The following is a 20,221-nucleotide window of genomic DNA, read 5'->3' as shown; positions in this document are numbered from 1 at the left end:
TTCGTTTACGGGCATTGTTAATCATATGGGTGATGGCTTAAGGCGCGGTAAAGATTGTGCGTGAGGAGCCGTAATTTGATTGCTTGGAGAGTCGGTTAGCGTAAATTTCTAATGCAATTTGCGTTGTCCAGGAGCGGAAATTTCACCATTGGAATCAAACCGGTGCCTTCAAAAGCTAAAAGGGGATTCTGGCGCTTGCCAGAACGAATTAGATTTTGTTAACCATTAACTGGCAGCCTCCGATTCAGGCAATCATTGCTTCGGTGCCGGGTGCCTGCCAGGCCGGGTCGGCGGCGAGAAGGGGATAAAGATGCGCGTTCTGCTGATTGAAGACGACAGTGCCACGGCACAGAGCATTGAGTTGATGCTCAAGTCTGAGAGCTTCAATGTCTATACGACGGACCTCGGTGAAGAGGGCGTCGATCTCGGCAAGCTCTATGACTACGATATTATTCTGCTCGACCTTAATCTGCCGGATATGTCCGGTTATGAGGTCCTGCGGACGTTGCGCCTTTCCAAGGTCAAGACGCCTATTCTCATTCTGTCCGGCATGGCCGGCATTGAGGACAAGGTGCGCGGCCTGGGCTTCGGCGCGGACGATTACATGACCAAGCCGTTCCACAAGGACGAGCTGGTTGCGCGTATTCACGCAATTGTGCGTCGCTCCAAGGGGCATGCGCAGTCGGTCATCACCACGGGCGATCTCATCGTCAATCTCGACGCCAAGACGGTCGAGGTTGGTGGTCAGCGCGTTCACCTGACCGGCAAGGAATACCAGATGCTGGAGCTGCTTTCGCTCCGCAAGGGAACGACGCTCACCAAGGAAATGTTCCTGAACCACCTCTATGGTGGCATGGATGAGCCGGAATTGAAGATCATCGACGTGTTCATCTGCAAGCTTCGCAAGAAGCTGGATGCAGCGTCCGGCGGGCAGAATTTCATCGAGACGGTCTGGGGCCGTGGCTATGTGCTGCGTGAACCCGAGGAAGTCCGCGAAAGCGCCTGATCCGCTTCAAATCCCCTTGGAACGCGCAAAACCCGGCCGCGAGGCCGGGTTTTTCTTGTTGCGTACTCGTTTTCGGAAATTCCGGGCAGGGGCGTCGCCCGCAGGGCGCCAGAACATGCCTCGCAAGAACACGCCTCATCTGCCGGAGAGCGCTCTCAGGCGGCCGACTGGAATTCGCGGAACTGCTCCAGAAGCTGGGTGCGGGTGAAGGGCTTGAGCATGTAGCCCTTTGCGCCGGCGCGCTTGGCGCGCATGATTGCGCCCAGATCGAGCTCGGCAAGGCACAGAAGGATGTAGGGCTTGAATTCGGCTGGCAGCGCCATCAGCTGTCTGACCAGTTCGCTGGAAGCCATGTCCGGCAGCGAGCTGTCGACGATGATGATGTCGGCCATGTCGTGTGCAGAAAGATTGATCGCTTCCTGCCCGGTTGCGGCTTCGGTCACCATCATGTCCGCACTCGTCAGAATGCGCTTGGCGACTTTCCGGATCACACTGGAATCGTCAACGATCAGGCAGCGAGCCATTTTCATGTCCTTTCATGCAAAGCCGGTGCCGCTGATTAGACGACAGAAAGGACTATGGCCCGCTGCAGGTAAAGCTGCGGCAAAGAGGTATGGTTAATCTTCTCTATTTTGCCGCAGAGAGAATGATCTCATCCGCCGTGGCGCGAATGTTCACGTTCATGCCGGTCTCTTTGGCCAGAAGCAGCGTGTAATAGAACTGCACGCTGTGGGCGTCGACGGGCTCATCCGGCTTCGATCCCGAGTGCAGTTCGAGGAACTTCGGCGGGACGCGCAGCATCGGGCCTTCGGCCTTGATCACGAAATGCGCATTGGTGTCGGTGTCTTCCAGATAGACCCGCAGCCTGCCGCCGCGCGGGATCGCCGCATTGGCGACCAGAAGCAGGTTGAGCAGCAGCTTGACCTGGTTCTTGGGCAGAAGGGCGCGCACGCCGTGCCATTCGAGTTCGGGCTTTTCATTGTTGATGAAGGCAGCCGCGACCGTCTGGGCGTCGCCCGTGTCGATCTGCATGCCGGCAGAACCGGCTGCGCCGAAGGCGATGCGGGCGAACTGGAGACGCGCCGATGCGTTGACCGCGCTTGCGCGGATCAGGTTCATCGCGTCTTCGTCGGCGCCGCCTTCATCCAGTAATTCGAGGCCATTGTTGATGGCGCCCACCGGAGAAATGATGTCGTGGCAAACGCGGCTGCACAGAAGAGCTGCCAGATCGGGGGCGCTCAGCGAGAAAAGTTCGGACACGGGCATCTGTCCTCCAGACGTTGTTGCCAATCAGGCCTTTTCCGTCTGCTTTCGCCACGGGGCTGGCCGGTCTCTGCTCCAGAGCATCGGTCCGAAAAGTGGAAACCGGTTTTCGGGCTATTCCGATGCTTCGTTAATGGTTCGGACTGTCCTTTGTGCGCCCGAAGGGGCGCACGGCAATCCATTGGTTCTGACTTTGCGCAGGCTCCAGTCCCTGACCGAATCAGATCATGAAACGCACGATTTCTGGTTACACAGGCCCGTTAAAACCGGCAACAGTTTGGCTCTGATCGCAAACAGATCCGGCTGCCGTGGCCGGTTTTTCGGGGTCTGAAGAACCTTTGCCAAGCATCTTTGATGTGAGGTTAACAATTAGAAAAGATTCGGAGCCTAGTTTTAAGCAGTTGTGGCTCTGTGCGGGGCGATGACGGGGCGGTCTCTGACAGCCACTCATTGATGGAGAATGAACAATGCCTGCAAGGCTTTTTGACTGGACGCGGCTCATCCAGGCCGCGTTGATTGTTTGTGCGGTCGGCCTTGGCGCCTTGTCTTTGACGACGAACGCGGCGCGCGCCAACAATACTTACTCGGCAGGAGAGATCGTTGAGGCCGGTCACGGCTTCTTCGGCGCGACGACCGGCGGTCTTGCCGCCGTGGTCGAGCGGATCTTTTCCAATTACGGTCTGCCGAACGGCTATGTTCTCGGCGAAGAAGGGTCTGGCGCTTTCATCGGCGGCCTCACCTATGGCGAGGGCATGCTCTACACCAAGAATGCCGGTGACCATAAGGTCTTCTGGCAGGGGCCTTCCATCGGCTGGGACTATGGCGGCCAGGGATCGCGCGTGATGATCCTGGTCTACAATCTCAACTCGGTGAACGATCTTTACCGTCGTTTCGGCGGCGTTGCCGGCTCGGCCTATCTGGTTGCGGGTCTCGGTTTCAACGCGCTGACCAACGACAACATGGTTCTGGTTCCGATCCGTACCGGTGTCGGCGCGCGTCTGGGCGTCAATCTCGGCTATCTGAAGCTGACCCCGCGTCCGACCTGGAATCCCTTCTGATCCAGACCAGACGTCAGACCATTCGGGAGCGGCGCCGCGCAGATGCGATGCGCCGCTCTTTCCGTCTTTGGGCCGTGCAGGCGTGCCTATCAGCTTGACGTGGACGCCTTTTTGCGTGACCCAAGGAACCGGCTGCAAGCGGCAAATCGCTGTGGCTTTCACGACGACATGGGTTTCATGCGGTGATCAAGACCATACTGCTCCTTCTTCTGGGCTTCTTCATAGCGGGGTTTGTGGCTCTTCTGCTGGCGCCGATCCTTTGGCGTCGTGCTGTGCGTCTCACGACCAAGCGCATTGAAGCCAGCATGCCGCTTTCGGCCAATGAGCTGGAGGCGGAGAAGGACAGGCTGCGCGCAAGCCACGCCATGGCTGCGCGCCGGCTCGAGATGAACATCGAAAATCTCAACCACAAGACGTCCGCGCAACTGGTCGAACTCTCCCGCATGAGTGAAGAGGCGCGCCGCCTTTCCGAAGAGCGGGCTGCCCAGGAGCGGCTGATCGCCCGGCTGAAGGGGGAGGTTGAGCGGCAGGCCAAGGCGCTCGATGAGAAGGCCGAAGCGATTGCCTCGCTGGAAGCAAGGCTCGATGAGACGCTTGCCGAGCTCGAGACGCGCAGCGCGGGGCTGCTTCAGCTCAACGACGCCTATGAGGAAGAGCGGCTGCTTGCCAGCAGCCGGCAGATCGAACTCGTTGCGCGCGAAACCGAGCTGCGCAAGGTCGAGGGCGATCTGGCCTTGCTTCGCCGGGAACGCAAGGAAGCGATCCGCGAAGCGCGCGACGCGGAGACGGCGCGCGATCAGGCCGAGGCCGGGCTCAAGGTGGCCGAGAAGCGCAATGCGGATCTGCAGAAGAAGCTTGAGGGCCAGATGCGGGTTCTCTACGAGCTTGAGGAAAAGCTGGAGCGCCGCGAGGGTGAAATCGCGCGGCTGCGTCAGGACATTACGAACGCCAGCACGGAAAGCCTCTCCACGCAGGCCGCCCGGCGGCTTCGCGAAGCAGAAGAAGAGCGCGACCGGCTCGCGCGTGAACTGGCCGACAAATCGCTGCAGCTTGGAACGGTTCTGAGCGAAGGCGGCGTGCGCAGAAGCACGCCGGCGCAAGACTTCCGGGCGCAAGGCTTCCCAGCGCAAGACTTTAATGACGAGCGAGAGACATTGCAGACACGCATTTCGCGCCTCATGCAGGAAAACAAGAAACTTCGCGCAGACCTTTCAGCCCAAAAGGCGAAGACCGCTGGCGGCGCGAAGCAGAAGGCTCCAGCCGATACCGCGCGCGCAGACGATGCGCTGCGCGAGCAGATCCACAGCCTCGCAGCCGAGGTTGTGAGCCTAACGGCGGCGCTGGAAGGCACGGACACGCCGATTACCAGGCTGCTTGAAAAGGCGGAGCCCGAAGGCGCCGAGGGTCGCCCGCTCAGCCTTGCCGAGCGGGTGCGTGCGCTGCGCGCGCAGACGAAGGGCTAAATCGCCAAACGCCGCGTTCAGCCGCGCCAGAGCCGATGAAGCGCGATGGCCGACGCCGCAGCCACATTGAGGCTGTCGAAATCATCCGCCATGGAAATCCGTGCAGTCGGCAGCCGGTCCATCACATCCTGTGAAAGCCCGTGCCCCTCGCTGCCCAGAAGCAGCGCGTGACGCGGCGTGCGCTCCACATCGGCAATGTCGATCCCGCCACGCGGGCTGAGCGCAAGAATGGAGAAGCCACGGCTCTCCAGTGCTCCGGCAAGGGCGTCGGGATCGCTGATCCGCGCGAACGGCACTTTGAGCGTTGCACCGACCGAAACCCGGATGGCCTTGCGATAGAGCGGGTCGCAGCAATCGTCGGTCAACAGGATTGCGGCTGCGCCAAATGACGCCGCGTTGCGGAAGATCGAGCCCATATTGTCATGATTGGAGATACCGGAGAGCGCCACGACCAGCGCCTGCGCCGGCAGCGTGTCGAGCAGCTCGTTGCCGGTCGTCTCCGGTTTTTTGCCAATGGCCAGAATGCCGCGATGGATTTCAAATCCGGCGATCTGGTCCATCACCGCGCCGCTGGCCACATAGACAGGCACGTCGTCCGGGATGTGTTCGATCAGATCGGCGAGGCCGTCGACCCGGTTTTCCCGCAAAAAGACGCTTTCTGCCGAAAAGCGGCTGGTGGAGAAGAGTACGTTCAGCACCACGCGGCCTTCGGCCACGAAGCGGCCCTGCCGGCCCACCAGATCGCGCTCGCGAATATCCCGATAGGCCGCAATGCGCGGATCGTCAGCCTCTTCGATGCGGATCAGCGTGCGTTTCATGCGGCCAGCGCGGCGCGCGCTTCCCTGGCCATCTCAACGAGGGCGGGGCGCATCTGTGCGGCGTCGCTCAACGGTTCTGCGAAAAAGACGCGGCGCGTATCGTCGCCAAGCGCCAGGTCCACGCCGTCGGGGTCGATGCCGGTGAGCTGCCACTTTCCGGCCTGCGCGCGGGCGAAATGCCGGGCATAGTTCTCCACCGCATCGGCATGGTCGCTGTTCATATGCGCGATCGCGCCAGCCTCTGCCTCGGCCAGTCCCGCAAGGGCCGGGCTGTCGCTCAGAAGGTCGCTTCGGGTGAGCCTGTAGGCGCGGGCAAAGCCGCCATTGAGGAGCGCCGTTTCAGGCTCCAGCCGATAGATCGCGAAGTCGGGGAAATCGACATAGAGTTTCGCCTTGGGATGGCGCGCCAGATAGCGGCGCTTGGCAAGCGCGTGGGCATCGCCGTCGCGCTCCAGCCTGTGCGCCGTGGCCTTTACGGTGAGGCGCGGATGGGCCAGCGGATCGCCTTTGCCGGGCTCGCCGATGAGCAGCGAGCAGCGCGGATCGGCTTCAAGCCCCTTTGTGTGGGCGGAGAGGCCGGAGACGAGAATGAGCGGTGCGCCATCAAGATCGGTGGCGGTGGCGACGCGCGTTGCAAACGGAGCGCCGTCGTCCGGATCGACCGTGGCGAGCGCGCCAAAACGCGACACCCTTAACAGCGTGCGCCCGAGACGGATCGCGTCTGCATCGGTTTCAAGGATAACGTCTTTTTTCTTTTCGTCGCTCATTGCCGCCTCGTCTGTTTTAATATGCTTCTTTCGCTCAAGAAATAGGCGGCTTCAAGTCCCCGGCGGGGATATCCGGACCTGCCTATCGCGGCGCCATGCGGATTGCGCCATCGAGCCGGATCGTCTCGCCATTCAGCATCTGGTTTTCCACGATGTGGCAGGCGAGCGCTGCATATTCCGACGGTTCGCCAAGGCGCGGCGGGAAGGGCACCTGCTGGCCAAGCGAGGCCTGTGCGTCTTCCGGCAGTCCGGCCATCATCGGCGTCTTGAAGATGCCCGGCGCAATGGTGCAGACGCGAATGCCCGAGCGCGAAAGATCGCGCGCGATCGGCAGCGTCATGCCCACCACGCCGCCCTTGGAGGCGGAATAGGCAACCTGGCCGACCTGCCCGTCAAAGGCGGCGACCGAGGCCGTGTTGACGATCACGCCGCGCTCGCCACCGTCGAGCGGTTCCAGCTCCTGCGCCTGTGCGGCAAACAGCCGGATCATGTTGAACGTGCCGAGAAGGTTGATTTCGATCACCCGGCGGTAGAGGTCGAGCGGGTGCGGACCATCCTTGCCGACGGTCTTCATCGCAATGGCGATGCCGGCGCAATTGACGAGGATGCGTGGGGCCCCGAGCTTTTCGGTCGTGATGCGGATCGCTTCCTGAACGTCCTCCTCGCTCCTCACGTCACATTTGACGGCGATGCCCTGAAGGTCGGCGGCAACGTCTTCCGCCCGCTCCATGCCGATATCGGCGATGGCCACCCTGGCCCCCCTGGCGGCAAGTGCGCGTGCGGTGGCTTCGCCAAGTCCCGAGCCGCCGCCCGAAACGAGTGCAACAACGCCGGATGGATTCATGAAAAGACCTCCCTTTGATTTGGGGAGGCAGACTAGACCGGTTCACGGGCGCTGGAAACGGCGAACTGGTTTCGGTTCGTTCGTCCGGGATCAAACGCCCCGCCCTTCATTCGAGCGAGGCGTTTCAAGCTGCATCAGCGCCGGATGATGGAGCCCAGAACGTCGCGGATGCCGATGGCGCCGACAAAGCGGGAAGCATCGTCGAACAGCGCTACGGGCGCGGTCTGCGACTGCTGCATGGCGCGCATCACCGTTTTCAGTGATGTGCCGGCCGTCGCCCAGAAGACCTTTGGCCTGTCTTCCGGCAGATTCTCGATATTGTCGCAGGAAACCCAGATGGCCGGCTTCTTGTTGCGCTCGGCATCGATGACCAGCATGTTTTCATCGAACTTGAAGCGGGTGGTGCGGCGGCGGTCGAGCCAGAGCCAGCCTTCGCCGGCAGGCTCCAGATCGCGCACATCGCGCATCACGTTCCAAGCGGTCAGCACCGAGAGCGGGTTCACATTGGAGATGAACTCGCGCACATAATCGTTCTCCGGGGCCAGAATGATGTCTTCCGGCGCGCCGGTCTGAACGATCCTGCCGCCTTCCATGATGGAGATGCGGTTGCCGATCTTCAGCGCTTCCTCAAGATCGTGGCTCACGAACAGAATGGTCTTCTTGAGCCGTTCCTGCAGTTCGATCAGCTCATCCTGCAGCTTGGTGCGGATCAGCGGATCGAGTGCGGAGAACGGCTCATCCATGAGCAGGATGGGCGCTTCCGTCGCGAAGGCGCGGGCAAGGCCCACGCGCTGCTGCATGCCGCCCGAAAGCTCATGGGCATATTTGTCGGCCCATTCGGTCAGGTGAACCAGTTCGAGCTGCGCCATGACGCGCTCCTTGCGTTCGGCGGCGGGCACGCCGGCAAGCTCCAGCCCGAAGCCGACATTTTCCGCCACCGTGCGCCACGGCAGGAGTGCGAATTGCTGAAAGACCATCGCCACGCATTCGCGGCGGATCTTGCGCAGTTCGGCCTGCGAGCAGTTGACCACATCTGCCTGCCACTCGCCGTCATGCACGATGACATTGCCGCGCGCCACCGTGTTCAGCCGGTTGACCGCACGCAGAAGCGTGGATTTGCCGGAGCCTGAAAGCCCCATGAGAACGGAGATCTCGCCGCGCTCCACGGTGAGGTCACAGCCCGCGCAGCCAAGCACCGCGCCCGTTTCGGCAAGGATTTCCTCGCGGTTCCTGCCCGCGTCCACCAGCGGCAGGGCGTCGGCCTTCTGTTTGTCCGTGCCGAACAGGATGTCGACATTCTGGAATTCGACGGCCACGCTCATTTGTCGCTCCTGCGTTCGATCCGCGCGATGCGGTCGAGAATGATCGCCAGCACGACGATGGCGAGACCGGCTTCAAGGCCGAGTGGAATGTTGACCGAGTTGAGCGCGCGCACCACCGGCTTGCCGAGGCCGTCAGCGCCGATCAGGGCGGCGATCACCACCATGGAAAGCGACAGCATGATGCACTGCGTCAGCCCCGCCATGATGGAGGGCAGGGCAGCCGGCAGCTCCACTTTCCACAGAAGCTGGCGCTTGGTTGCGCCAAAGGCCTGGCCCGCTTCGAGCATGGGCTGTGGAACGGAGGTGATGCCCAGATAGGTGAGGCGGATCGGTGCGGGCGATGCGAAAATGACGGTCACGATGAGACCGGGGGCCGCGCCGAGGCCAAACAGGATGAGCACCGGGATCAGGTAGACGAAGGTTGGCAGCGTCTGCATCAGGTCGAGGACCGGGCGCAGGAACTGGTAGACGCGCGCATTGTGCGCGGCCCAGATGCCGACCGGCACGCCGATGGCCATGGATACGGCGGCCGCGGCCACGACGAGCACAAGCGTTTCGACCGTTTCTTCCCAGAGCCCCTGATTGATGATGAAGGCAAGACCGAGCGCCACGGCAAGCGCGAGCTTCCACGAGCGCTGAAGACCATAGGCAAGGGCGGCAATGGCCAGCACCAGCCCGATGGGCGGGATGGCGAGCAGAAGGTCGACCATGCCGTCGAGGATGTCGGCCAGCACCTCTGCAAGCGTGTCGAACAGCCAGGCAAAATTGGTGGTCAGGAAATCGAAAAAGTCACGGCCCCACCGGCCGATGGGAATTTTCCAGTCTGCGATCCATTCTGAAACAGGGTCCATGAGCCCGGGGAGTTCCTTTCTGCGGATTTCTTCTTCTTGCGTGTGCAGGTGCCGGGTGAAGAACCGGCAGTCTCCGTTCCCGGTCGGGAAGGAGGAGGAGGAGCCGGCGCGAAGCTGCACTCATGCAGGCCTGCGCGCCGGCTGCCGGACTACATGTCCAGATGGGCCTTCACGGCGTCGAGACCGGTCTCGCCGCTGAAGGTGGTCACACCCTCAAGCCACGGGCCGAGCGCGTCCGGATTGGCTTTCAGCCATTCTGCGGCGGCCTTCTGCGGCTCCTGATTGTCATCGAGAATCTTGCCCATGATCTCGTTCTCCATCTGGAGCGAGAAGACCATGTTCTTCAGAAGCTTGCCGAGGTTCGGGCACTCTTCGGAAAGGCCGGCGCGGGTGTTGGTGTGCACGGTTGCGCCACCGTAATTGGGGCCAAACACGTCGTCGCCGCCTTCAAGATAGGTCATCTCGACATTGGCGTTCATCGGGTGCGGTTCCCAGCCGAGGAAGACGATGGGCTTCTTGGAGCCGACGGCGCGGCGGACCTGCGAGAGCATGCCGGCTTCGGAGCTTTCCACGAGCTCGAAATCCTTCAGGCCGAACGTGTCGTTCTCGATCATGTCGAGGATCAGGCGGTTGCCGTCATTGCCGGGCTCGATGCCGTAGATCTCGCCATCCAGCTCGTCTGCGAACTTGGCGATGTCGGCGAAGCTCTTGAGGCCCGCATCATAGGTGTATTTCGGAACGGCCAGCGTGTATTTTGCGCCTTCCAGATTGGTGACCAGCGTTTCCACCGTGCCGTCTTCGCGGTAGGGCGCGATATCGGCTTCCATGGTCGGCATCCAGTTGCCGAGGAACACATCGACGTCGTTGTTCTTCAGCGAGGCATAGGTCACCGGCACCGAAAGCACCTGGGTTTCGGGCTCATAGCCGAGGCCTTCCAGCACCACGGACGCGGTTGCGGTGGTTGCGGTGATGTCGGTCCAGCCGACGTCGGAGAATGTGATGGCCTTGCAGGAATCGGCTTCTGCGGCGAACGCTGCGCCCGAGAACAGGCTTGCGGCGAGCCCGAGTACCAGTGTCTTCTTTCGGCTGGGTAACATGACAGCTCTCCTTTTATGATTGTTGTCCGGCAAAGGGCGGGTCTTAACCGGCTTTGCCAATTTATTCAAAGGCAACCACCAATTCGGGGGCGCTGCAAGTGCAAACGAGTGTCTGTTTGCGCCATGCAACGTGCCGTTGGCGACGGTATTCCGGTGGAAGAAAAACAATGCGGCGTTTTCTAAAGAGCGCTGGTGGTGTTTAAGAGCGCGAAAGATACAGGCAGCGCGATGGCAAAGCTCTATTTTCACTATGCGACGATGAACGCCGGCAAGTCGACCATGCTCTTGCAGGCGTCCTACAATTATCGTGAGCGCGGCATGAGCACGATGTTGTTTGTGGCCGGTCATTATCGCAAGGAAGACGGCGGCTATATCTCTTCACGCATCGGGCTTGAAAGCGATGCCGAGATGTTCCGCGACGGAGACGATCTCTACGCCCGCGTTGCAGAGCATCACGGCCACACGAATGTTCACTGCGTCTTTGTCGATGAAGCGCAGTTCCTTGAGGAAGAGCAGGTCTGGCAGCTTGCCCGCGTCGCCGACAGGCTGGGCATCCCGGTCATGTGCTACGGGCTGAGGACCGATTTCCAGGGCAATCTCTTCACCGGATCGCAGGCGCTTCTGGCGCTGGCGGATGAATTGCGCGAGGTGCGCACGATCTGCCGCTGTGGCCGCAAGGCCACCATGGTGGTGCGGCTGGGGCCGGACGGCAAGGTTGCCAGGAAGGGCGCACAGGTCGCCATCGGCAAGGATGTCTATGTCTCGCTTTGTAGAAAGCATTGGGAAGAAGAGATGGGCCGCTGGAAGGCGGAAGATCTCGTGGGCTTTGCCGGCAGCGCCGCCGGGTAGAGCGCCCCGTCAGGCGACGCCCAGAAACCGGATCAGCGCATAGCTGACAATGCCCAGAACGGTGAGCGACAGAAGCGCTGCGACGATCACCCGGCCGCCGCTTTTCATCACGCTGCGAATATCCACCGTCAGGCCGAGCGCTGCCATGGCGACCACGGTCAGAAGCCCGGATGCCTCGTGCATGGGAGCAAGTGCGGCGGCGGGGATCAGGTCAGCCGAGCGCAGCGCCATCATGGCCAGAAAGCCGATGATGAACCACGGCACCATTTGCAGGAAGGTGAGTTTCGCGCCGGTCTTGCGGCCATGGGCTAGGCCGAGAAGAAAGATGACCGGTCCGAGCATGAGCACGCGCACCAGCTTGACCAGCGTTCCCACCTGAATGCCGATGGCCCCGGCTGGCGCAGCTGCCGCCAGAACCTGCGGCACCGCATAGACCGTGAGGCCGGCAAAGACGCCGGACTGCACCGGGCTCATGCCGATGGCGACATAGAGGACCGGCAGGAGCAGCACGACAAGAATGCTCAGGAATGCCGTGAAGGAAAGGGACGCCGCGACTTCCGAGGCTTCGGCGCGGATCACGGGTGCTGCTGCGGCGATGGCCGAGTTGCCGCAGATGGAATTGCCGCAGGCAACCAGCGTCGAAAGGCCGGGCGAAAGGCCCAGCGCGCGGCTGATCGCATAGCCCGCAAGGAGCGACAGCGCGACCACGCCGACGATGCCGCCCACCAGTCCGAGACCGGCTTCCCCCAGCGCGGCGATGCTGATCGATGCGCCGAGCAGAACGATCGCCACTTCCAGAACCGCCTTGGCGCAGAAGTCTATGCCGGGCCGGAAGGCGGGGCTTAATCGGGCAAGGGAGCTGATGGCCGCGCCGAACAGGATGGCGAGCACAAGCCCTTCAAGCCACGCCTCGCCGAACCACGCCTGTTCCGCCCATGCGGCCGCCAGCGCCAGCCCCGCGACGAGCACGGAGAGAAGAAGGCCCGGCAGAAGCCGGAGCGGGTGGCGAAGTGCGGACATGAATGCGACCTGATGCAATGACGCATTCTTGGTCGCATGGCGCTTTATCGACTTCTATCGAATAGTTTGCCATATATCGTTCGTAAAAATCGAATGATGCCATGACCTTTGAACAATTGCTGATCTTTGTAGCCGTTGCCGAGCGGGAGCACCTGACCCAGGCAGCTGCCGCCGTGGGGCGCACGCCTTCCGCGGTCAGCGCCTCCATCAAGGCGCTCGAAAGCTATTACGGCGTGGAGCTTTTTCACCGGGTTGGCCGCCGCATCGAGCTGACCCGTGTCGGCAGGGTGTTTCTGGGCGAGGCGCAGGCGACGCTTGCGCGTGTGCGTTCGGCGGAAACCATGCTGTCCGAGCTTGGCGGGCTTCGCCGCGGCACGCTCAACGTTCATGCCAGCCAGACCGTTGCGAGCTATTGGCTGCCGCCGGTGCTGATGCGTTTTCACAAGCTCTACCCGGGCATTTCCCTGAAGCTGACGGTCGGCAACACGCGCATGGTGGCCGATGCGATGCTGGAGGGCGTGGCCGAGGTCGGGCTGGTGGAGGGCAGGGTGGACGAACCGGCCCTTTCCGTCCGGCGGGTGGACCGCGACGTGATGGCGATTGTCGTTGCGCCAGACCATGTCTGGGCGTCGGGCGCCGCCCTGCAACCTGCCGATCTCGTGACGGGGGCGGCGTGGATCATGCGCGAGGAGGGATCGGGCACGCGCACGGCGTTTGAAAGCACGCTCGTGGAGATGGGCATCGACCCGGCCGCGCTCGATCTGGTGATGGATTTTCCTTCCAATGAGGCGGTTCTCTCGGCCGTGCGCGAAGGCGGGTGCGCGGCTGCCGTTTCCATGGCCGCTGCCGGGCCGCTGGTGGAGCGCGGCCTGCTGAAACTGGCCAATATCGACCTCGGCGCGCGTGATTTCAGCCTGTTGCGACACAGGGAAAGACGCCAGAGTGGGGCTGCCACGGCGCTGGAGGAATTGTGTGTTGAGGCCGGCAACGTCTTTCAATCGTCAATCGACACACATATATTTCCGCAACCCTGACATTTGCGGAGCGCACCAGCATGGCCACCTTGCAGAATTTCGACACCGAGATCGCCAAGACCCGCGAGGTGGTGGATGACATGCGCTCCAGGATCGAGCAGTCGGGAACCGTTCTCGACAAGCTCGCGCGCACCGACGAGAAGATCGGCCAGGCCGATTTCGACATCGAGAACGCCCGCATTCAGGATGTGCTTTCGCAGCAGAAGGTGATGGAGGCCAACATCGCCGACCTGATCATCGGGCTCGAGGACGCCACCAATGTGTTCGGCTCCGAATTCGAAAGCATGAAGAGCTATACCGGCTGGGAGAACTTCATCGGCATCTTCTCCAAGCAGAAGAAGCAGCGCATGCGCACCGAGCGCGTGCGCAACATGTCGCTGTCGGGCAATCTGCAGGAACTGCTTGCCAAATCCGACACCATCACCGGCATTCTTCAGGACCAGAAGCAGGTTCTTCAGGACCGCTACAAAACGTCCGAGACAAGCCTTGGGCAGGTGATCGAGCGCCGCAAATCCACCATGACCAATCTGGAAACGACGCAGAAGCGCATCGAGGAGCTGAACCCGATGCTGCTCGACATCGAGAACCGCATTGCCGCTTCCACGAACCAGAAGGATCGTACGGAACTTGAGGGCGAGCGCTCGAAGCTTGCCACCGAATACAATGAGGCGCAGGCGAAAGAGCAGGAACTGCTCGCCGAGAGCCAGACGCTTGAGCGCTACACGTCCATGTTCGAGACCTTCGTGGATTCGCTCAACAACCAGATCGCTGCCCAGTCGACGCTGATCAACAAGCTGACCATCGACACCGAGCAGCGCATCGTTCTCTACAAGGCGCTTGAAGATTCGCTGAAGACCGCCGCCCAGCAGGATGTGGCTCACCGCATCAACACGCTTGGGTCGCAGGTCGACAACACGGCCGAGGAAACCATGGCCGGCATCGGCGCCGCCGCGCAGCGCCACATTGGCGATCTGCTTGAGCTGCACGAAAAGAACATGGTCACCACCGCCGACATTCAGCGCCGCAAAAAGCTCGCCGACGATGCCTTCGCCCGCCGCTTCGAAGACGTCATGAAGAAGCACGACGCGGCCAATTACGTCCGGGCGTGACGACATACAGTGCGCGGACCTTCAATGCGGAGCCTCGCCCCTCACCCTTGCCCTCTCCCCGCTCGCGGGGAGAGGGGGACGTTTACATGGCGACCCTCTTCCTTCTCGCCGCATGGGGGGAGAAGGTGCCGGCAGGCGGATGAGGGGCGTACGCCAAGGTCCCAGAACAGGTCTTTTGCATGAACACCGCTCCTGACGCCGCAGCGCGTTATTTCGATGCCATTGCGTCCGCGCTCGAAGGGCTAGGCGTCTATTTCGGCGACCGCACGGCCTCGCCGTTTCAGTCCCACGGCCTCGTGGCCGAAGTGGTTGCGCCCTATATCGGCCGGCTGGAGCGGTCCTTCGACTGCTGGCGCAACCGGCTCGGTTTCATGGAAAAGTTCCGCATCCAGCGGGCCGAAAGCGGATATCCGGTGTTTCAGAGCGTTCTGGAACTGGAGAACGACCGGCGGCAGGCGGAACAGCGGCTGGCCGGCATTTCCGGTCCGGACGAGCTGCGCGCCGAGATGGTCGATTTCATTCTGCGTCACCGCGCGTTCCCTGCGGATCTCCAGCAGTCCATGGCCGAGCGCCTCTATCTGGAGGAGGTGAAGGAGGGAAAGATCTTCTCGCCCTTCATTTTGCCGGAAACCGTGCGCGTTTCGGTGAATCCGAAGACAAAACGGCCCTATTATCTGGTGCATTGGGGCGCTTTTGACGGAAATTCGAGCCTGCCCATGGTCTACATGGCGGCGGTCGAGGATTCCTCGCCCGGCATGCTCAAGGCGCTGGTTTCCGACGAAGGAAAGCTCAGGGAGGACGTCGATATCGGGTTTCCGGTCGGCGGTCTGCTCAACCCGGAGCTTGCGCATCAATTCGACGATTTCGCGGAAAAGAACTCCGCCTATTCCCTGTCGCCCGCCACCATTGCCGGAAATCTCGACAAGGATTTCGACCATCTCCACCCCAAGCAGCTGCGCCGGGTGGTGCTGGGGCCGTTCTACACGGCCGGCATCACGGAGAACAATTCCACCGTGTCTGACGTGCTCGGCAGGGTGCGCCGGCGCGAAAACGCGTGGCTTCTCACCTGGACGGTGCAGGAGGTCTATTCCAAGACCGAGCGCCCGGCCCGCAAGGGGCTGTGGTCCAGCCAGCCGGCGCGCGAAGAGTTCTTCATTGATACCGACGATCTGGACGCCGCCCGCATGGGCGTGAGCGCCTATGAGCAGCACGCGCTCGTGCCGCATGAGGCCTATCAGGCGCTCTATGCCGCAGGCGAAGCGCAGAAGATTTTCGATGGCTACGACGTGCACGTCATTTCGGGCGGGCGGGTCATCACCGACGTATAGGACATTCCATGGACACCGGCCTGACGACCATCGACGAGAAAGACATCGAGAAGCACCGGGCGACGGCGCAGAGCCTTGTGACGCGCTTCGTGGTTCTTCAGGCCGATGGCGGCCGCTCCGGCACCGGGCTTGCCGGCACCGGGCGGCGTTTCGTTTCGACCGTTTCCACCGGCGCATTGCGCAGGACGCGTGAGGTGGAGCTGGCGAAAACCATTGCCGCCATCCGCCAGGGCGACCCGATGCTCTCCATTGCGCAGCACACGCTTCTTTTCCGCGCCCGGCGCGGGGCGGCAGTGGCGCTTGCGGTGGCCGATGTCTTCGCGCGGTCAACCGAGCTTGAAAGCCTTCAGGAGCGCAACGCCCGCAGCCCGCTTGAGGGCGATGCGGCGCAGACCTATCACGCGCTTTTGCAGGCTTCGGCCTATGTCGCGGCCTTCACGCTCTCCTCCTATCTCCTGCAGATGCTCGACGCCGACAGCGAGCCGGTAAATGACACGGATGAGCCGGACTTTCAGTTCGACACGCCGCAGGATGCGCTGAAGAGCGTTCTTGCCGCGCTTGATGGGGCGATCACGGGTGCTGCCGACGACACGGCAATGACGGCGCGCGCCCGCGCGCTTGCCCGCGTCGCAATCGAGGGGCTGTTGCAGCGGCGCGGCCGTTTCACCGGTCTCGGCGCGTTTGAAGACACGCATATGCGGCTTGAGGGCGACGATTTCACGCTGGACGGGTTCGACATTGCGCCGGGAAGCCGGCGCAAGCCGCTTGTCATGACGTTCAAGAAGCCCAACGAGATCATCGGCAACCACATTGCCAAATATCAGGCCATGAAGCTCGCCAAGATGCTGATGGCCTATGATTTCGACCGCCAGCTCAACCCCTTCGTGGAGCTGGGGGGCTTTCTGTTCACCTTCATTGGTGATGGCGCACCGGGCACCGGCAAGACCATCCTTATCCAGATGACCGCCGGGCTGTTGAACGATTACTGCCAGGTGGCGGGCGTGCCGTTCCACTACGAGAATTTCGGCGTCGACCAGATTTCCTCCTATCAGGGCAAGTCGGGCCAGAACTGCAAGCAGTTCGTGGAAAATGTGCTGAGCCCGCGCGCCATCGGCTTTGGCACCATTGACGACATCGACCAGGTGGCGGCCAAGCGCTCCGACGACCGGGCGTCTGCCGGTCAGCAGGAGGTGACGGGCGTTCTGATGGAGAGCTTTGCGGGTGCGGGCACGGTGGTGCGCGGCAATTGCTCCTTCGGCATGTTCTCCAACTATCCGGAGAATGTGGACGACGCGTTGCGGCAGCGCGCCGGCGCGCGCTGGCTTGTCGACGGGCCGCAGACTTTTGAGGATTATGTCGACATCTTCGTGCTTCTGGCCGGCAAGAACCATTCGATCCCGCTTGGCGAGCACGCGCTTTACGCCACGCAGGAGATCAAGCGCGCGGTCGAAACCGCCTATGAGGCGCATTCCAGACCGCAGGAAGACGGGCTTGCGAAAGTCTATGAGCGCTTCCTGAACGATCGCGGCGAGCCGAAGACGCTGACGGATATTGGCGCCTATCTGCATGAGATCAAGCTGGCGGAGCCGCGCTTCACTGGCCGCGCCATCAAGAACATCACCGACGCCATCAAGATGCGCGCCATGGATATCGAGCTTCCCGACGAATGGTTCGAGACGCCCGAAGCCTTCATGCGCCGGGGCTATGACGAGAAGAAAGCGATGATCGCCGAGCTGCGCCGGCCATTCACGATGGACATGGTGATGCAGGAGATCAATCGCTACGCGGATTCGGAGTTCCGCTACTCGGACCGCTCCGACGATGCCGCCGTTTCGGGCATCGTCCGCGACCAGCGCCTGCGCGAACGCGCGCTGCGCGAGATCGAGGACATGAAGGCGAGGGGCGTGTGGGGCGGTTGAGTGAGCTTCCTTCTCCCCGCTCGCGGGGAGAAGGTGCCGGCAGGCGGGTGAGGGGCGAGCGCCATGCGGAATGCGAAGCCAGAGCAGACCGAAAGGGCGCGCTCCCTGCGCCGCGCCGAAAACGATGCGGAAGAAGCCCTGTGGTCGGAACTGAGAAATCGTCGGTTGAACGGCTTCAAATTTGTACGGCAGCTTCCTGTCGGGGCGTATTTTGCTGATTTCGCCTGCAGGGAGAAGCACCTTGTGGTCGAAGTCGATGGCAGTCAACATGCTGAAAACACTGCGGATCGGCGTCGCGATGGCTATATGAACGAGAAGGGGTGGTCTGTGCTGCGTTTCTGGAATGTCGATGTTCTGAAAGAGCGGGAACAGGTGCTTGAAACGATTCTGGCTGTTCTGGAGGAACGGCTTTCGTCGGCCGTCGTGGCGAATGACATGCGGTTTGCTCCTGCAAAGGATCGTGAAAGGTGAACGAGTTGAGTTTTGAAGCAGGCATTTGCCCCTCATCCCCCTGCCGGGACCTTCTCCCCGTAAGTACGGGGAGAAGGAGGCTGGTCAGAGGCGAGGCGCCAGTTCCTGGTCAGTTGCAACTCCCGGACCGGGGAGTCCGCGGACTCTCGCGGTGCATGAGCAGACCCGTTCGAAATGACAAACCGGCGTCTGCGCGCCCTTCTCCCCGCGTGCGGGGAGAAGGTGAGGATGAGGGGCGAGCGCGACGGGTAAGGCTTCGGCGCATCATGGGCGCTTTGGCGCTCCGGTTGCTACACCGCTTTCATCTGCCAGCCGGCCCCTCATCCCTCTGCCGGGACCTTCTCCCCGCGGGTGCGGGGAGAAGGAGGCTGGCCAGAGGCGAGGCGCCAGTTGCTGGTCAATTGCAACTCCCGGACCGGGGAGTTCGCGAACGCTCGCAGGGCATGAGCAGACCCGTTCGAAATGACAAACCGGCGTCTGCGCGCCCTTCTCCCCGTGTGCGGGGAGAAGGTGAGGATGAGGGGCAAGCGCGACCGGTAAGGCTTCGGCGCATCATGGGCGCTTTGGCGCTCCGGTTGCTACACCGCTTTCATCTGCCAGCCGACCCCTCATCCCCCTGCCGGGACCTTCTCCCCGTGAGTACGGGGAGAAGGCGGATGGCCGCGACGTTTATGCTTCCATTTTTACGCGTGCAGTGGGAGGGGCTGGCGTCATGAACCTCCTGCGTGACAACGACCTTATTTTTGGCCGCCTGCTCAGGATCGAGGAGCCGCATCTGATTGCGCGTTACAACAAGGCGCTGGATGCCTTTGGTGTGCCGCAGACGAAGCTTGCTTCCTTCGAGATCGATCGCACCGGCTTCTCGCCGCAGATCGCCGAGGAACTGGAGGATATCCAGTACCTCGATCCCAATGGCGTCAATCGGCGCTTCATCATTCTGACACCGGCGCAGATCGAATTGCCGGTGGTTCACACGGCCTTCTCCAACACCTCGCAGCTCGTCTACGAGTTCATGATGGCCAATGCGCGCGCCATCAACGCCATCACGATCAAGGATGTGGTCTATGGCGAGATCGAGGAGCAGGTGAACCAGGTGCGCGACATAGAGGATCTGCTCTCCATCGTGCAGGTGGAGTTCAAGGTTCTCTCGGCGGAGGACCTGCTCGGCAAGGCGGCGGAACTGGGGCGGCTGGCCGACCGGGTGAAGCACGAGCCGGATGCCTGGCGTGACGATGCGCTGCTCAACCGCATGGTGGCGCTTGCACGCGAGACCGGTGACATTCGCGAAAACAGCCTCGTGCCGGAACAGGTGGTGTTTCGCCATGACGCCTACTGGACCAGCCATTTCGGCGGCGTCTACATCTTCATTGACCGCGACACGACAACGGTGATCGCCGATCCGGCAACGCCGGGCTTTCGCCGCTCGCGGCCATGGCAGGTGAGCTATCTGTCGAAGGACGATCCGGCGCGCATCTTCCGCTTTCTGGCGGAGACGGGCCGCATTCAGCTGCCGCGCGCCTCGTGGATCGAACGGTCGAACTATCTTGCCCATCGCGGCGAGATGGTGCTGCTTGATCTGGTGCGCCGCGAAAACCCGGATACGGATTTTGCGCGCGTCGACCCGGTCTGGCTGCAGACCTGGACACACCGCAATGCCGGGCTGGTGGCGGGCGAGGGGAGCATTCCCTTCCTCAATGCCGCCGTGCGTGAGATCAGCCAGACGGGCAGGCTCAAGATCGAGGAAATCCCGCCGCGCCTGCGCTTTCTCGTTACGCGGGCCGATCCTGAACATCCGGATGCATGGCTCACCAACAGGTTGATTTCCGACTTTGTGCCGTCCGATTTCATCGCCCGCTATGTTTTCAACAAGCAGGGTTTCTACAAGGATTACGAGAGCTATTCCGACGCCTGGCGCGAATATGTTGTGGCGCAGCTCAAAACCGCTTATCTCAGGGATAAACCGGCGCTGAGAAAGCGCCTCTATGGCTTGGATTAAAAACGC

19 protein-coding genes are annotated in these 20,221 nt (G+C 61.8%); 10 read left to right on the top strand and 9 right to left on the bottom strand.

Going from position 1 to position 20,221, the window contains the following annotated elements; all coding sequences use genetic code 11:
• Positions 1-310 precede the first annotated feature (310 nt).
• Positions 311-1,006 carry a response regulator transcription factor CtrA gene (gene ctrA / locus DEJ54_RS18625; protein ID WP_113155877.1) on the top strand — a complete coding sequence of 232 codons (696 nt, stop codon included), beginning with the start codon at positions 311-313 and terminating at the stop codon, positions 1,004-1,006.
• Positions 1,007-1,161: 155 nt separating this feature from the next.
• On the opposite strand, the gene DEJ54_RS18620 is transcribed toward ctrA, so the two are convergent.
• Positions 1,162-1,530 (bottom strand): PleD family two-component system response regulator, encoded by a 369-nt coding sequence (locus tag DEJ54_RS18620; RefSeq protein ID WP_204360832.1) that lies wholly within the window; start codon positions 1,528-1,530, stop codon positions 1,162-1,164.
• 103 nt (positions 1,531-1,633) lie between these two features.
• Positions 1,634-2,266 (bottom strand): histidine phosphotransferase ChpT, encoded by a 633-nt coding sequence (gene chpT / locus DEJ54_RS18615; protein WP_113156398.1) that lies wholly within the window; start codon positions 2,264-2,266, stop codon positions 1,634-1,636.
• A gap of 470 nt (positions 2,267-2,736) precedes the next feature.
• Here chpT and DEJ54_RS18610 point away from each other — a divergent pair, with 470 nt between their 5' ends.
• Together DEJ54_RS18610 and DEJ54_RS18605 are read left to right on the top strand one after the other, a co-directional pair.
• Positions 2,737-3,327, top strand: coding sequence for a DUF1134 domain-containing protein (locus DEJ54_RS18610; RefSeq protein WP_113155875.1), 591 nt, complete (start codon positions 2,737-2,739; stop codon positions 3,325-3,327).
• Between the two features lie 182 nt (positions 3,328-3,509).
• Positions 3,510-4,790: a hypothetical protein gene (locus tag DEJ54_RS18605; protein ID WP_113155874.1), complete on the top strand. Its 1,281-nt coding sequence runs from the start codon at positions 3,510-3,512 to the stop codon at positions 4,788-4,790.
• Positions 4,791-4,807: 17 nt separating this feature from the next.
• On the opposite strand, the gene DEJ54_RS18600 is transcribed toward DEJ54_RS18605, so the two are convergent.
• The 6 genes from DEJ54_RS18600 to DEJ54_RS18575 all read right to left on the bottom strand — a co-directional run bounded on the left by DEJ54_RS18600 (position 4,808) and on the right by DEJ54_RS18575 (position 10,489).
• Complete coding sequence (locus DEJ54_RS18600; protein WP_113155873.1) at positions 4,808-5,608, bottom strand: RNA methyltransferase; 801 nt, start codon at positions 5,606-5,608, stop codon at positions 4,808-4,810.
• Positions 5,605-6,375, bottom strand: coding sequence for a HugZ family protein (locus tag DEJ54_RS18595; RefSeq protein WP_113155872.1), 771 nt, complete (start codon positions 6,373-6,375; stop codon positions 5,605-5,607). The genes DEJ54_RS18600 and DEJ54_RS18595 overlap by 4 nt, the downstream gene beginning before the upstream one ends.
• Before the next feature lie 82 nt (positions 6,376-6,457).
• A complete protein-coding gene (locus DEJ54_RS18590; RefSeq protein WP_113155871.1) occupies positions 6,458-7,219 on the bottom strand; it encodes an SDR family NAD(P)-dependent oxidoreductase in 762 nt (253 codons plus the stop codon).
• A gap of 134 nt (positions 7,220-7,353) precedes the next feature.
• Entirely contained in the window at positions 7,354-8,541 is a 1,188-nt protein-coding gene (choV, locus tag DEJ54_RS18585; RefSeq protein WP_113155870.1) for a choline ABC transporter ATP-binding protein, read from the bottom strand.
• The gene (choW, locus tag DEJ54_RS18580) at positions 8,538-9,392 is read right to left on the bottom strand and encodes a choline ABC transporter permease subunit (protein WP_113155869.1); all 855 of its coding nucleotides are present in this window, start codon (positions 9,390-9,392) and stop codon (positions 8,538-8,540) included. The genes choV and choW overlap by 4 nt, the downstream gene beginning before the upstream one ends.
• 149 nt (positions 9,393-9,541) lie before the next feature.
• A complete protein-coding gene (locus DEJ54_RS18575; protein WP_113155868.1) occupies positions 9,542-10,489 on the bottom strand; it encodes a choline ABC transporter substrate-binding protein in 948 nt (315 codons plus the stop codon).
• A gap of 228 nt (positions 10,490-10,717) precedes the next feature.
• Between DEJ54_RS18575 and DEJ54_RS18570 the strand changes: the two genes are divergently transcribed.
• Positions 10,718-11,338, top strand: coding sequence for a thymidine kinase (locus DEJ54_RS18570; protein WP_113155867.1), 621 nt, complete (start codon positions 10,718-10,720; stop codon positions 11,336-11,338).
• A gap of 9 nt (positions 11,339-11,347) precedes the next feature.
• On the opposite strand, the gene DEJ54_RS18565 is transcribed toward DEJ54_RS18570, so the two are convergent.
• Positions 11,348-12,358 carry a YeiH family protein gene (locus DEJ54_RS18565; protein ID WP_113156397.1) on the bottom strand — a complete coding sequence of 337 codons (1,011 nt, stop codon included), beginning with the start codon at positions 12,356-12,358 and terminating at the stop codon, positions 11,348-11,350.
• 101 nt (positions 12,359-12,459) lie between these two features.
• Between DEJ54_RS18565 and DEJ54_RS18560 the strand changes: the two genes are divergently transcribed.
• The 6 genes from DEJ54_RS18560 to DEJ54_RS18535 all read left to right on the top strand — a co-directional run bounded on the left by DEJ54_RS18560 (position 12,460) and on the right by DEJ54_RS18535 (position 20,215).
• Positions 12,460-13,392 (top strand): LysR substrate-binding domain-containing protein, encoded by a 933-nt coding sequence (locus tag DEJ54_RS18560; RefSeq protein ID WP_113155866.1) that lies wholly within the window; start codon positions 12,460-12,462, stop codon positions 13,390-13,392.
• Between the two features lie 20 nt (positions 13,393-13,412).
• Positions 13,413-14,501, top strand: coding sequence for a hypothetical protein (locus DEJ54_RS18555; protein WP_113155865.1), 1,089 nt, complete (start codon positions 13,413-13,415; stop codon positions 14,499-14,501).
• A 179-nt stretch (positions 14,502-14,680) separates the two neighbouring features.
• A complete protein-coding gene (locus DEJ54_RS18550; protein ID WP_113155864.1) occupies positions 14,681-15,829 on the top strand; it encodes a hypothetical protein in 1,149 nt (382 codons plus the stop codon).
• Positions 15,830-15,837: 8 nt separating this feature from the next.
• Positions 15,838-17,748, top strand: coding sequence for an AAA family ATPase (locus DEJ54_RS18545; RefSeq protein WP_113155863.1), 1,911 nt, complete (start codon positions 15,838-15,840; stop codon positions 17,746-17,748).
• Positions 17,749-17,811: 63 nt separating this feature from the next.
• Positions 17,812-18,219 (top strand): endonuclease domain-containing protein, encoded by a 408-nt coding sequence (locus tag DEJ54_RS18540; RefSeq protein WP_113155862.1) that lies wholly within the window; start codon positions 17,812-17,814, stop codon positions 18,217-18,219.
• A 712-nt stretch (positions 18,220-18,931) separates the two neighbouring features.
• Positions 18,932-20,215 (top strand): DUF6638 family protein, encoded by a 1,284-nt coding sequence (locus tag DEJ54_RS18535; protein WP_113155861.1) that lies wholly within the window; start codon positions 18,932-18,934, stop codon positions 20,213-20,215.
• The last annotated feature ends 6 nt before the right edge of the window (positions 20,216-20,221 follow it).

It is taken from the genome of Nitratireductor sp. OM-1 (genome assembly GCF_003296175.1).
In the GTDB taxonomy this organism is placed as follows: Bacteria; Pseudomonadota; Alphaproteobacteria; order Rhizobiales; family Rhizobiaceae; genus Nitratireductor; species Nitratireductor aquimarinus.
This window is presented reverse-complemented; position numbering and strand designations above follow the sequence as displayed.